The following is a 13,094-nucleotide window of genomic DNA, read 5'->3' as shown; positions in this document are numbered from 1 at the left end:
TGTGTAATGTGTGAGTGTGTGTCTGCGTCAGCTGTCGTGCGTCGTCGGTTCGCCGGCCGTTCCGGGTTTCTCTCCGGGCGCCGTCGGGACGTCGCCGCGCGCGAGCGCGGTCTGGCCCGTTCGAGCGATCTCGATGATGCCGAACTGGCGGAACGCGTCGAGCGCGTCGTCGATCCGCGCCTCGTCCCCGGTGAGCTGGACGGTGATCGTCCGCGGCCCGGCGTCGAGCGTCCGACCGTCGTACATCTCGGTGACGGCGTGGACCGCGGCCGGGTCGTCCGCCTCGATCTTCAGCAGGACGAGCTCCGCCGTCACCGCGTTGCCGGACACCTCGCCGACGGATATCACGGGTTTCAGCTTCGCCATCTGCTTTTCGATCTGGTCGATGCCGGGGTCCGTCTCCTCGACGACCATCGTGATCCGCGAGTGTCCGTCGACGGTCGTCGGCCCGACCGTGAGGCTCTCGATGTTGAACTGGCGGCGGGAGACGAGCCCGGAGACGCGCGCGAGCACGCCCGGCTCGTCCTCCACGAGCGCCGAGATGACGGCGCGCCGCGACTCGTGTTCGGCCTCGACGACGGGGTCGATCCGGATCCCTTCGAGATTTCGGCGCCCCTCCGGGTGGTCCCGCTCCTCGGGGCCCGGCTGCTCGCCCGGCGCCGGCCGGGAGTCGGGCTCCGGGACGCCGCCGGACGCGGAGCCGCCGTCGGTCGCGGGTCGGGAGTCGGGCGAATCGCCGCTCATAGCTGGTCCTCCGCGGTGGCGAACTTCCCGTTTGCGCCGCCGCTCGGCACCATCGGCAGGACGTTCTCCTCGGGGTCGACGTGGAAGTCGATCACGGCGGGGCCGTCGTAGTCGAGGGCCTCCTCGACCGCCGGCGCGACCTCGTCGTAGTCGTCGACGCGGAGGCCGAGGGCGCCGAACGCCTCCGCGAGCTTGTCGAACTCGGGCATCCACGTGTAGTCGGAGGCCATGTGACGCCCCTCGTAGAAGGCGTCCTGCCACTGCCGCACCATGCCGATGTACTCGTTGTTGAGCACGGCGATGGTGACGTCGAGGTCCTCGCGGACGGCCACGGAGAGCTCCTGCATCGTCATCAGGAAGGAGCCGTCGCCGTCGAAACAGACCACGTCGCGGTCGGACTCGCCCATGGCGTCGGCGGCGACCCGCGCGCCGACCGCGGCGGGCACGCCGTAGCCCATCGTCCCCAGACCGTGCGAGGAGACCCACGTCCGGGGCTCCGTGTACGTCCAGAACTGGGAGGCCCACATCTGGTGTTGGCCGACGCCGGTCGTCACGATGGCGTCGTCGTCGGTCGCCTCGTCGAACGCCTCGACGACGAACTGCGGTTTCAGCGGCTCGTCCTCGGGCGTCGCGTACGTGAGCGGGTACGTCTCCTTCCACTCGGCGCACCGCTCGCGCCACGCCCCGGCGTCGGGCGCCTCGCGGACCGCCGCGGTGAGCTGGTCGAGGACGCGCTCCGCGTCGCCGATCAGCGGGTGGTCCGCGTGGACGTTCTTCGAGATCTCGGCCGGGTCGATGTCGACGTGGACGACCTCGGCCTCGGGCGCGAAGGTGTCGATACCGCCGGTGAGCCGGTCGTCGAACCGGGTGCCGACCGCGATCAGGCAGTCGGTGTGGGTGATCGCCATGTTCGCGTAGCCGGTGCCGTGCATCCCGGCCCACGAGAGGCAGAGATCGTCGTCCTCGGGGAACGAGCCGATCCCGGGCATCGTCGTCGTCACCGGGATCCCGTACGTCCGCGCGAACGTCCGCGCGGCGTCGCTCGCCTCGGCCTTGATCACGCCGCCGCCGAACAGACAGAGGGGCCGCTCGGCCTCCTCGATGGCCCGAGCCGCCGACTCGACCGCGTCGGTGTCGGCGTTCGGGTCGGGGTCGGTGCCGGCCGGGGGCGTCGCCGGCCCCGGCGTCTCGTCGGTCTCGCCCTGCGTGACGTCCTTCGGGAGGTCGACGAGCGTCGGCCCCGGGCGACCGGCCCGGGACAGCTCGAACGCCTCGCCGACTGTGTCGCCGACGGTGTCGGCGCCGCTCGCGAAGTAGTTGTGCTTCGTGATCGGACGGGTGACCCCGATCGTGTCGGTCTCCTGGAACGCGTCGTTGCCGACGAACTCGGTCGGCACCTGTCCGGTCAACGCGAGCATCGAGTCGGAGTCCATGTCGGCGTCGGCGATCCCGGTGACGAGGTTCGTCGCGCCCGGGCCCGAGGTCGCCAGGCAGACCCCCGGTTCCCCGGACACGACGCCGTACGCGTCGGCGGCGTGGACGGCGCCCTGCTCGTGGGCCATCGTGACGTGGTCGATCGAGGAGCTGTACAACGCGTCGTAGACGGGCATGATCGCGCCGCCCTGGACGCCGAAGGCCGTCTCCGCGCCGGCCGCCTCGAGGGCGGCGACGACCGACTCCGCGCCGGTCGCGACCGTCCCCGCGGCGGGCGTCTCGTCGGGATCGGCGCCGGGCGCCCCGTCGTCGGCTCCCGTCGCCGGCTCCTCGGAGCCCTCCGGATCGTCCTCTCGTGGGTGTGCTGCTGTGTCGCTCATTGTCGTGGTGGTGTTCGGTGTGGCATCTCTCGCGCGTCGAGGGTCGGTCCGACCGCCGCCGCGATCGGATCGCGGTCCGTCGGCCGGCGGTCGATAGTTCGTCGAGTCGGTGAGGAAGGGGTGATGTAGGGGATTATACCCCTACGATGATCGGCGCGACGGCTCCGGCGACGTCGGCTGTCGTCGGAAGTGCGGTGTGCCGTCGCATCTCGCCCTGACCAACGGAGTCCGGGTATAAATCCCTGTCGGGGCGCCGACACGGTCGGTCGGATCGCGGCGTCGAACCGGTCCGCCGTTCCGAACCGGTTCGGGGCACGCGGACTCCCCGGAGCCCCCGTCGACTCGCGCGGCGGTCGCTCGGCGGGCTCCCCGGTCAGGGGGGCGGCCATCAGACCCGGACCTCCTCCTCGCGGTCGATGCCCGCCTCCTCGGCGAACCGCTCGACGTCGCCGGCGGTCACCTGCCGCTTGCCGGCGCCGTACTCCTTGACGCGTTTGGTGATGCGCCGGACCTCGCCGTCGCTCGGGACGAAGCCGGCCTCCTCCAGGTGCTTGCGCACGCTGTGGGTGCCGGTGTGTTTCCCGAGCACGAACTCGCGCTCGGCCCCGACCATCTCCGGGGTCATCACGCCGGTCTCGAACGTGTCGCTGTTCTCGATGACGCCGGCGGCGTGGATGCCCGACTCGTGCGCGAACGCGTTCCGTCCGGTGACGGGCTTGTTCGCGGGCACGGGGATGTCGGACGCCTCCTCGACGATCCGCGCCAGCTTGGTGATCTGGGTCGTGTCGATGCCGGTGTCGACGCCGTACACCGACTCGACGGCCATCACGACCTCCTCGTATGCGGCGTTGCCGGCGCGTTCGCCGATCCCGTTGACCGACACCTGCGCCTGCTCGGCGCCGTTCTCGAAGCCCATGATCGCGTTCGCCGCGGCCATCCCGAAGTCGTCGTGCGTGTGCACGTCGACGCGGGCGTCGGTCGCGTCGACGACGGCCTCCACGGTCTTCCCGAAGCTCGTCGGCATCGCCACGCCGCACGTGTCCGGGATGTTGATCCAGTCCGTGCCGGCGTCGCTGACCGCCTCGACGATCTCCGTCAGGTACGTCGGGTCCGTCCGGGTGGCGTCCATCGGCGAGAACATGCACTCGACGCCGGCGTCTTTCACCTTCTCGACGGCGGCGACGGCGCGTTCCTTCGCCTCCGCGCGGGTCGCGTGCATCGAGTCCTCCAGCTGGACGTCGCTGGTGGAGACGAACACGTGGACCATCTCGACGCCGGAGTCGATCGCGGCGTCGATGTCGCCGTCGACGACCCGCGCCAGCCCGCAGACGGTGGTGTCCGTCGCGGCGGCGATGTCGCTGACGGCCTCGAACTCCGCGTCCGAGTTCACCGGGAACCCCGCCTCGATGACGTGGGTGTTCATGTCGTCCAGCGTCGCCGCTATGCGGCGTTTCTCGTCGTAGCTGAACGACGTCCGTGGTGACTGTTCTCCGTCTCGTAACGTCGTGTCGAAGATCCGTACAGGACCGATTTCGATGTTAGAAGCTATCGTGCCCTGGAAGAACTCGATCCGCCGGGGTGTCCGACGAAGCCTCCGTGATGTCTGTCATCGACTGTCGACAGGACGGTCGAGAACTTAACGCTTGTGCCAATAGCAAAAACGACGCCTCGCTGACAGTGGCTCTCGTGTCGGCGTCGTCGAAAAACCGCCTGACGTGAGCGTCGTACCCATTCTTTATACTCCTTATACGCTAACCGCGAACGGCCGGGTATGTGGTTTCGGAACCGCGTTGATAAGCCCGATCGACGTTCGTTTCGTTTCGGCCGCGCCCGGGCACGCCGCCGCGGCGCCGCCGGCTCAGAGACCGAGCGCGTCGGTGATCTCGCGACGCGCCGCCAGCAGCGCCTCGTCCGTTCGGTCGCGGGGGCGAGCGGTGTCGACGTCGACCACCGTCTCGACCGTCCCGGGTTGGGCGCCGAGGACGGCGACGCGGTCGGCGAGGTACGCGGCCTCCTCGACGTCGTGCGTGACCATTGCGACCGTGGTCCCCCGCGCCGCCCACACGTCGAGCAGGTGGTCCTGCTGTTCGCGTTTCGTTAGCCGATCGAGCGCCGAGAACGGCTCGTCGAGCAGTAGCACCTCCGGCTCGTAGGCCAGCCCCCGCGCCAGCGAGACGCGCTGGGCCATCCCGCCCGAGAGCTCGCCGGGCGAGCTCTCCGCGAAGCCGCCGAGTCCGACCGTCTCGATCAGCTCGTCGACTCGGTCGCGCGCGGCGGGGTCGTCGCGGTCGACGTCGGCCGGGAGCCCGAGGGCGACGTTCTCACGCACGTCGGCCCACGCGAGGAGCCGCGGCTCCTGGAACACCATCCCGACGGCGTCGCTGCCGCCCTCGCGCACGTCGACCCCGCCGACCGCGGCGTCGCCCTCGAACCGGTCCTCCAATCCGGAGAGCACGCGCAACAGCGTCGACTTCCCGCAGCCGGACGGGCCGACCACCGCGAGGAACTCCCCGTCGCCGACCGCGAGGTCGACGCCGTCGAGTGCGACAGTCTCGCCGTAGCGCTTGGTGAGCCCGCTGACGGCGAGGGTCGGATCGGTCGGTGGGTCGGTCGGCGGATCGGTCGCCGGGTCCGTCGTCGGTTCGGAGTCTCGTTCCGTCTCGGTCGTCGCGTCGCCGTCGAGACGATGCTCGTCGTCGTCCGTCTCGACGTCGCTGTCAGCGAGCACGCCCCTACCGAACGACGACACGGTTCTTCACCTCCTTGACCGCCAGGTCCGAGAGGTTCCCGAGGAAGGCGAACAGCAGGATCGAGCCGACGATGATGTCCGGGCGCGCGAGCACGCGGCCGTCGCTCAGCAGGAATCCGATCCCCTCGCTGGCCGCGATCAGCTCCGCGGCCACGACGAACATCCACGCCAGACCGACGCCGCCCCGGATCCCGACGAGCAGGCTCGGCACCGCGGCCGGGAACACGACCCGCCGGAGCGACTCGATCCGGCCGAGGTCGTACACCTCGGCGACCTCCAGCAGGTCCTCGCTCACCTCGCCGATCCCCGTCGAGAGGTTGAGGTAGACGGGGAAGAAGGCGCCGACGGCGATCAGGAGCACCTTCGCGCCCTCGCCGATCCCGAACCAGAGCAGGAACAGCGGCACCCACGCCAGCGAGGGGATGTTTTTGAGGCTCTGGAGCAGGGGGTCGAGCAGGTCGGCGGCGAGTCCGGAGAGCCCGGTGAGCGTCCCGAGGACGACCCCGACGCTCGCGCCCAGGAGGACCCCGAGGAACACGCGCTGGACCGTGATCGCGACGTGGCCCCAGAGCTCGCCCGAGGCGCTCAGCCCGTAGAGGGTCTCGACCACTCGCAGCGGCGTCGGTAGCTGGTGGGCGGCGAAGACGCCGGTCGCGACCAGCAGGTGCCAGGCGACGACGATCGCCGCGGGCACGACGAGCCCGAGCAGCCACCGGAACCGGTCGGCGTCCGGGAGAAGTCCGGCGGCGGCCTCGGCTCCCGTCCGTCCCGTCTCGCGCGTCGTCGCCATCTCACTCTCCCCCGCTCCCGGCGTCGCCGACGCTCTCGGCCGCGAACTCCGCGTCGAGCAGGTCGTCGATGCTCCCCGCGGGGTCGGCGTCGTCGGCGACGAGCCCCTCCCGCTCCAAGATCGGCGCGAGGTCGGAGAGCAGCTCGCGGTGGGCCTCTCCCGGAAGCGGCTCGGAGAGGTCGGTGCGGCGCGTGAACACGCGCTCGGCCACCGCTTGGGACATCTCCGACTCGCTCGCGAGGATGCCCGCGGTCTCCGCGGGGTTCTCGATCGCCCACTCGCGGCCGCGCTCGTACGCCTCGACGACCCGCCGGGCGTCACCCGGGTGATCCGCGAGGAACCCGTCGAGGAAGTTGAGGAAGCCGTAGGTGTTGTACGCGGGCTCGCGGAAGAACAGCTCCGCGCCGTCGTGTTCCAGCTCCAGCTCGGCCATGTGCGGGTCGAGCCCGGCCCACGCGTCCACGTCGCCTCCCACAAGCGCCGACTGCCCCTCGGGGTGTTGGAGGTGGACGACCTCGACGTCGTCCTCGCTCAGGCCGGCGTCGTCGAGCGCCTGCAGCAGGAAGAAGTACGGGTCGGTACCGCGGGTGGCGGCGACGCGCTTCCCCTCGAGGTCGGCGACCGACTCGATCCCCGTCTCCGCGAACGTGACGAGCGCGGTCCACTCCGGCTCGGAGTAGACGTACGGCGTCGTGATCGGGACGCCGTTCGACCGCGCCATCAGCGCCGCGATCCCGGCGGTCGAGGCGACCTCCGCCTCTCCGCCCTGCGAGTACTCGTTCGCCTGGTTGCTGCCGAGGCTCAGCACCCACTCGATCTCGACGTCCGTCTCCGCGAACGCCGCCGACAGCCAGCCCTTCTCGCGCAATACGAGGCTGACTGGGTTGTAGTAGGCGTAGTCGACCGTCACGGTTCGTCCGTCGCTCCCGGCGCAGCCGGCGAGCAGCGAGCCGCCGACCGCCGCGCCGGTGCCGCGCAGGAACTGTCTTCGTTCCATCGTACCACCTCGTACCGGTGCCACTGATAAGGGCGTATGCTTATAGAGAATAATTATTTGCACCTATGATGTCTAATAGTAATTTATTCTGTGGCATGAGAGACGAACACAGGGACTGATCCGCCGTCTCGGAGTCTCTGACGGCGGTCCGCGCGGCTGAGTCTGTCCGCGAGCCGCGAGCCGTCCGATGCCCGACGTGTGTGATACCGGAACCGATTGCCGTCACGCGTCACGCGACCCGCGTCGTCGAGGCGACGGTCGCGCTCCGCGAGGCGCTCGTCGAGGTCGCCGGCTACGCGTCGTCGAGACCGCGAACCGCGTCGAGGAGAGCGCCGTCGTCGGCCGCGGCGTCGCCCTCGACGACCCGGTCGGCGGCCGCGAGGACAGTCCCGTTCGGGTCGGGTCGGTCGCCCTCGATCCGATCGGTGTCGCCGCCGGCGCCGTCGACGACGACGGTCGCGTCGGCCTCGCGCGCCAACGCCGTCGCGGCCTCGCGGGCCTCCGGACCGACGGGCTCGAACGGGGGCGCGGCGACGAGCGCGGCGCCGGCGTCACGGGCGGTCTCGGCGGCGGCGTCGCCCTCGGGGACTACCCCGACCGAGAGGTCGTGTCCGGCGGCCGCGAGGCGGGCGACGACCCGCGAAGCCTCCCGTCCAGTCCCGACGACGTGGAGCCGTCGCTGGTCGTCGCCGTCGCGGGCCGCGTCGCCCCCGCCGGCCGCGTCGACCGTATCGAAGGCGGTGACCGCGGGCGTCCCGGTCGCGGGGTTCCGACCGACGAACGCCTCCGCGTCGAACGCGGTCCGGAGCGCGCCCGCGGTCAGCACCTCGTCCGGCGGCCCGGCCGCGTGGACGCCGCCGTTCGCGAGGACGACGATCCGATCGCAGTACCGGGCCGCGGCGTCGAGGTCGTGGATCGCCGCGAGCGCGCCGCGCCCGTCGTCGACGAGGTTGCGGACGAGTTCGAGGGTGCGCACGGCGTGGTTCGCGTCGAGGCTCGCCGTCGGCTCGTCGAGCAGCAGCGCCGGGGTCCCCTGCGCCAGCGCCCGCGCGAGCAGGACGCGCTGGCGCTCCCCGCCCGAGACCTCCCTGATCGAGCGGTCGGCGAAGCGCGCGACGCCCGCCGCGTCCATCGCCTCCCGCACCGCCCGGTCGTCGTCGGCGCCGTGGCCGTCGAACCGACCGAGGTGGGGGGTCCGGCCCATCTCCACCACGTGGCGGACCCGGAAGTCGAACGCGAGGCTCGTCTCCTGCGGGACGCTGGCGACGCGGCGGCCGGCCTCGCGCGCTGAGAGGTCGTCGGCGCGGGCGCCGTCGAGTCGCACCGTCCCCGAATCCGGCGCGAGCGTCCCCTTGATCGCCCGGATCACCGTCGTCTTTCCCGCGCCGTTCGGGCCGACGAGGCCGACGAGCTCGCCGCGGTCGAGCCGCAGATCGACCCCGGAGACGACCGGCACGTCGCCGAACGACGCCGTCAGGTCGCCGACCTCGACGAGCGGATCGGCGTCGGAGCTGGCGCCATTGGCGTCGGGACCGGCGGCATTGGCGTCGGTGGCCGGAGAGCCGCCGACCGCGTCGCCCCCGCTCTCGTCTCCGTCCGCGGCCGATTCCGCCCTCACAGCTCGTGCACCTCCCGGTTCGAGAGCAGGTAGACGAAGAACGGCGCGCCGACCGCGGCGGTGACGATACCGACCGGCAGCTCCGTGCTCCCCGCGCGGGCGACCGTGTCGGCGGCGACGAGGAACGATCCCCCCGCGAGCGCCGCGGTCGGCAGCAGGACCCGGTGGTCGGGGCCGACGACCAGTCGGAGGATGTGGGGGACGATCAGCCCGACGAAGCCGATGATCCCCGCGAAAGCGACGCCCGCGGCCGTGATCAGCGCGGAGGCGCCCAGCAGGATCCGCTTGGTGCGTTCGACCGCGATCCCGAGCCCCCGGGCCTCCTCCTCGCCCAGCAGGAGGACGTTGAGGTCGCGGGCGTACACGAGGAGGAGGACGAACAGCGGCGGCACCACGACCGCCGTCACGGCGACCTCGCTCCACGAGGCGCCGGAGAGGTGACCCATCAGCCACGCGACGACCCGGCGGAGCGACTCGCCGGCCTGCAGCTGGAGGTACGAGATGACCGCTCCGAGGAACGTCTGGACCGCGACGCCCGCGAGCAGGAGCGTCGCCACGGGGGTCCGCCCGTGTCGAGTCGCGATTGCGTACACGCCGAAAGCGGCCGCGAGCGCGCCTGCGAAGGCGAAGAGGCTGACGCCGGCGCCGTGCGAGAGCCCCAGGCCCACCGCGCCGATCAGCGGGAGCGTGACGGTCGCCGACAGCGCCGCGGGGAAGACGATGAAGGCGACGGCGCCGACGGCCGCGCCCGAGGAGACGCCGATGATCGACGGGTCGGCCATCGGGTTCCGGAAGAACCCCTGCATGACCGTCCCGGCCGCCGCGAGCGCGAAGCCGACCAGCGCGGCCATCAGGATGCGGGGGAGCCGGACGCCGACGACGATCTGCGCGTGGACGTCGTCGACCGGGAACGCGAACGGCGAGGCGTACGTGAGCCCGAGGCCGGGCAGCATCAGCGCCCCGGTCCCGTCCGAGCTCGCCTCGATCCCGGCCGGCACGGTAACCGCGTTCAGCACGGCCTTCACGACCTCCGCGGGCGGGATCCGGACGGGGCCGATCGCGGCGCTCACCACGGCCACGGCGACGAGCACGACCGCTAACCCCGCCGACCAGACCGACGCTCGCGTCCATGTACTCATTCGTTCTCCAACACAACTTGTAGTAGGTAAATACTTATTGGACGAGCCGCGTCGTCAATCCGATGCGAACCAGGTACGTCATCGCGATGGCCCTGCTCGTGACGACCGCCCTCGTGGGCGGCGTCGCGGGCGCGGCCGCGGGCGCACAGCCGACGACGACCGCGTCGCCGACCGACGAACCGGCGCTCGACGGTGTCGCTCACGGACCGATCGTCCACCAGACGGGCGACGCGTGCGGGTACCCGCTGGAGATCACGGACGCGACGGGGACGACGATCACGCTCGACGAGGCGCCCGAGCGGATCACGACCACCAACCCGTCGGCCGCCCAGACGCTCTGGGAGCTCGGCGAGCGGGACCGCGTCGTCGGCGTGACCCAGTACGCCGCGTACCTCGACGGGGCGAGCGAGCGGGAGAACGTCTCCGCGGAGGGGCTCGGCGTCAGCGTCGAGCGCGTCGTGGCGACCGAGCCGGACCTCGTGCTCGCGCCGAACGCGTCGGCGGGCCAGGTCGAGGCGCTCCGCGAGCAGGGCCTCACCGTCTACCACTTCTCCGAGGCGACCTCCATCGAGGACATCGCGGAGAAGACCGAGACCGTCGGCCGCCTCGTCGGGAACTGCGAGGCCGCCGCCGAGACGAACGCGGAGATGAACGCGGCCGTCGCGGACGCCGAGAATCGGACGGCCGACCTCGACCGGCCCGACGCGCTCTACCCGCTCGGCAGCGGCTTCGTCGCCGCGAACAACACCTTCATCAACTCGATCATGGAGGCCGGCGGCGTGAACAACATCGCGGCCGCGGAGGGCGACGGCTACCCGCAGCTCTCGAACGAGGTGATCCTCCAGACCGACCCCGATCTGATCTTGGTGACCACCCCCGACGCGGCCATCTTGGAGGAGGAGCCGTACGCCAGCACCACCGCCGGTACCGAGGGCAACTACGTCGTGATGAACGTGAACTACCTCAATCAGCCGGCGCCGCGCAGCGTGATCGAGTCGACGACCACGCTCTCGACCGCCGTCGCGGAGCTCCAGACCGAGGACGGCGGCGCCACCGACGGCGAGGACGGGAGCGACGGTGAGGACGGGACCGACGACGACGCCACGGACGACGGCGAGAGCGGAACCGACGGCGACGGCGGATCGACCGAGGACGGCGGTGACGGCGGCGACGCGAGCACCGGCGACGAGGCGCCCGGCTTCGGCGTCGTCGCCGCGCTGGTCGCCGCGATCGCGGCGGCGCTGATCGCGCGGCGGCCGTAGACGGCCCCCGGGCGGCGACGCTACTGGTTCGCCGATCGGGCGTCCAGCGCGACGGGGATCGACCGGGCGGCGACGTCGCCCGCGAACGCCTCGCCGTCCGCCTCCAACTGCTCGAAGGTGTCGTAGTGGATCGGGACCACCAGGTCCGGGTCCATCCGCTCGGCCAGGTCCGCGCTCGCGTGTCGGTCCGAGACGATGCCGCCGCCGCCGATGTTCGCGAGGAATATCGAGACGTCGAGCTCGGCGAACGCGTCGAGCGCGTCCGAGTCCCCCGGCCAGAAGACGGTGCGGTCGCCGAGGCCGAGGAGGAAGCCGCAGCCGAATCCGGGCGGGTGCGTCACCGACCCGTCGGGGCCCGCGTTCGGTCCGTCGGGGTCGTTGCGGGCGGCGACGGACCACACGGTCGCCTCGCCGGCGGGCGTGTCGACGTCGACGCGCGCCTCGTCGTCGACGCGCACCACGTCGTAGTCCTCGGCGAGCGAGTCGACCGACTCCACGTCGCGGTCGATTCCCGCGGGGTCGACCGCGTCGTAGATCACGAGCGTCGCGTCCTCGCTCGCGACCGACCGGATCCCGTCGGTGTCGTAGTGGTGGTCGTGGGTGACGACGACGAGGTCGCCGTCGCGCGCCCAGTAGTCGTCGAGGACGCCGTACCGTCCCGGGTCGGTGTAGGCGACGGGGCCCTCGTCCGGCGCGAGCCGCGCCGTCGCGTAGCCGAGCCACTCCACCGCGAAGTCGTCGTAGCGAACTGTCATGGCTCCCGTTCCGGTCCCGGGCGCCTTCAGGGTGGCTATGACCGCTCGACCGCGTCGACGCGGATCAGGTCCCACGCGTCGTCGAGGTCGGTCGCGGCGGCTTCGGTATCCGAGTCCCGGTCGGGCGCGAACGCCGGACCGAGCACGTGTTCGGGGACGATCGGCATGGGGATCGGGACGTAGCCCGCGGCCCGCATCGGCGCGAAGCCGCTGGCGCTCTCGACGACCGCGCCGTCGGCGCCGCGCCGCACCCGGAACCGCTTGTCGTCGGGATGGCGGCTGTACGCGTACGGGAACGCCTGCGCCGGCGGCTCCCGGAGGCTCTCGACGCCCGCGAGCACCGCGACGACCCGCCCGTCGACCTCGCAGACCAGCCGCGGGACGACCGGGCGACCCGCGTCGTCGACGGCGGCGGGATCGATCCCCGGCCCCGCGGGCACCGGCCCGACGGGGGTGTCGGTCTCGCGCCACGCGAACGTCGGCTCCCCGAGCCCCTCGAACCGGACGCAGGCGTACCCCCCGCCGGCGACGGGGATCCGGTCCGGCCCGGCGTGGAACTCCCGGCGCCCGTCGCGCTCGGCGACGAGCAGCGGGGGGTCGGCGAGCAGCGACCGCACTCGCTCGGCGGTCGAGTCGTCGTCCACGACGAAGTAGGCGCGGCGGTCGCGAGAGAGCGCGTGCGCGAGCCGCGAGGCGATCACCGTCGCGGTCGCGTCGTCCGGCGTGAGCGGCTCGACCGCGAGGGCCGTCGCGTCGCCTCGGGTCGCCACCGCCGGGGGCTCGGCCCGCGTCTCCGGCTGCGCGACCTCGTACCCGTCGTCGGCGAGCCGGGTCGCGGCCGCCTCCGTCAGCCGCCGTCGCGTCGCGTCCCCGAGCGGGCCTGGCATACGAGGGGGTACGGGCCCGAGCGTGAAGGGGTTTCGCGTGGGCGTCGCGGTCGGTCCACCCGGTGGACGCCGGCCCCGACGCCTCACGCCTCGTCGCCCGCGAGCCGCGCGACCCGCTCCAGCGTGTCGGCGTCCGCCACCGACTTGTCCTCGCGGACGCCGACGAACCGGGGGAACCGCAGCGCGTAGCCGGACGAGTACGTCGGCGACGTCTGGATCTCCTCGTAGCCGACCTCCAGGACGACCGCGGGCCGGATCGAGAGCTCGGTCCCGTCCTCGCTCACGACGTGGGGCTCCAGCCGCTCGGTGAGGTCGGCGAGCGCCTCGTCGGTGAGCCCG

The 13,094-nt window shown here is 72.0% G+C and carries 11 protein-coding genes and 1 pseudogene; 1 reads left to right on the top strand and 11 read right to left on the bottom strand.

Going from position 1 to position 13,094, the window contains the following annotated elements; genetic code table 11:
- Positions 1-27: 27 nt before the first annotated feature.
- From ilvN to btuC, 8 genes are all read right to left on the bottom strand, one after another.
- The gene (gene ilvN, locus DJ73_RS01115; protein ID WP_094522245.1) at positions 28-744 is read right to left on the bottom strand and encodes an acetolactate synthase small subunit; all 717 of its coding nucleotides are present in this window, start codon (positions 742-744) and stop codon (positions 28-30) included.
- Complete coding sequence (gene ilvB, locus DJ73_RS01110; RefSeq protein WP_094522244.1) at positions 741-2,558, bottom strand: biosynthetic-type acetolactate synthase large subunit; 1,818 nt, start codon at positions 2,556-2,558, stop codon at positions 741-743. The genes ilvN and ilvB overlap by 4 nt, the downstream gene beginning before the upstream one ends.
- 388 nt (positions 2,559-2,946) lie before the next feature.
- Positions 2,947-4,107: a LeuA family protein gene (locus tag DJ73_RS01105; protein WP_170938309.1), complete on the bottom strand. Its 1,161-nt coding sequence runs from the start codon at positions 4,105-4,107 to the stop codon at positions 2,947-2,949.
- 309 nt (positions 4,108-4,416) lie between these two features.
- Positions 4,417-5,307 carry an ABC transporter ATP-binding protein gene (locus DJ73_RS01100; RefSeq protein WP_254921556.1) on the bottom strand — a complete coding sequence of 297 codons (891 nt, stop codon included), beginning with the start codon at positions 5,305-5,307 and terminating at the stop codon, positions 4,417-4,419.
- Positions 5,291-6,097 carry an ABC transporter permease gene (locus DJ73_RS01095; protein WP_094522241.1) on the bottom strand — a complete coding sequence of 269 codons (807 nt, stop codon included), beginning with the start codon at positions 6,095-6,097 and terminating at the stop codon, positions 5,291-5,293. The genes DJ73_RS01100 and DJ73_RS01095 overlap by 17 nt, the downstream gene beginning before the upstream one ends.
- Position 6,098: 1 nt before the next feature.
- A complete protein-coding gene (locus tag DJ73_RS01090; RefSeq protein ID WP_094525953.1) occupies positions 6,099-7,094 on the bottom strand; it encodes a substrate-binding domain-containing protein in 996 nt (331 codons plus the stop codon).
- 292 nt (positions 7,095-7,386) lie between these two features.
- Positions 7,387-8,712: an ATP-binding cassette domain-containing protein gene (locus tag DJ73_RS01085; protein ID WP_094522239.1), complete on the bottom strand. Its 1,326-nt coding sequence runs from the start codon at positions 8,710-8,712 to the stop codon at positions 7,387-7,389.
- A complete protein-coding gene (gene btuC, locus DJ73_RS01080) occupies positions 8,709-9,851 on the bottom strand; it encodes a vitamin B12 ABC transporter permease BtuC (RefSeq protein WP_094522238.1) in 1,143 nt (380 codons plus the stop codon). The genes DJ73_RS01085 and btuC overlap by 4 nt, the downstream gene beginning before the upstream one ends.
- A 62-nt stretch (positions 9,852-9,913) precedes the next feature.
- Here btuC and DJ73_RS01075 point away from each other — a divergent pair, with 62 nt between their 5' ends.
- Complete coding sequence (locus DJ73_RS01075) at positions 9,914-11,113, top strand: PGF-CTERM-anchored ABC transporter substrate-binding protein (protein ID WP_094557083.1); 1,200 nt, start codon at positions 9,914-9,916, stop codon at positions 11,111-11,113.
- Between the two features lie 20 nt (positions 11,114-11,133).
- Here the strand turns inward: DJ73_RS01075 and DJ73_RS01070 are convergent, their stop codons facing one another.
- The 3 genes and pseudogenes from DJ73_RS01070 to DJ73_RS01060 all read right to left on the bottom strand — a co-directional run.
- Complete coding sequence (locus tag DJ73_RS01070; protein ID WP_094522236.1) at positions 11,134-11,868, bottom strand: MBL fold metallo-hydrolase; 735 nt, start codon at positions 11,866-11,868, stop codon at positions 11,134-11,136.
- 35 nt (positions 11,869-11,903) lie between these two features.
- Positions 11,904-12,755: a hypothetical protein gene (locus DJ73_RS01065; RefSeq protein ID WP_094557082.1), complete on the bottom strand. Its 852-nt coding sequence runs from the start codon at positions 12,753-12,755 to the stop codon at positions 11,904-11,906.
- An 83-nt stretch (positions 12,756-12,838) separates the two neighbouring features.
- Positions 12,839-13,094: pseudogene (locus DJ73_RS01060) on the bottom strand (DNA ligase); the annotation flags it as partial.

The sequence above is a fragment of the Halorubrum sp. Ea1 genome (assembly GCF_002252965.1).
Classification (GTDB): domain Archaea; phylum Halobacteriota; class Halobacteria; order Halobacteriales; family Haloferacaceae; genus Halorubrum.
Note: the sequence above shows the minus strand (reverse complement) of the source record. Positions and strands in the feature narration are given on the sequence as shown.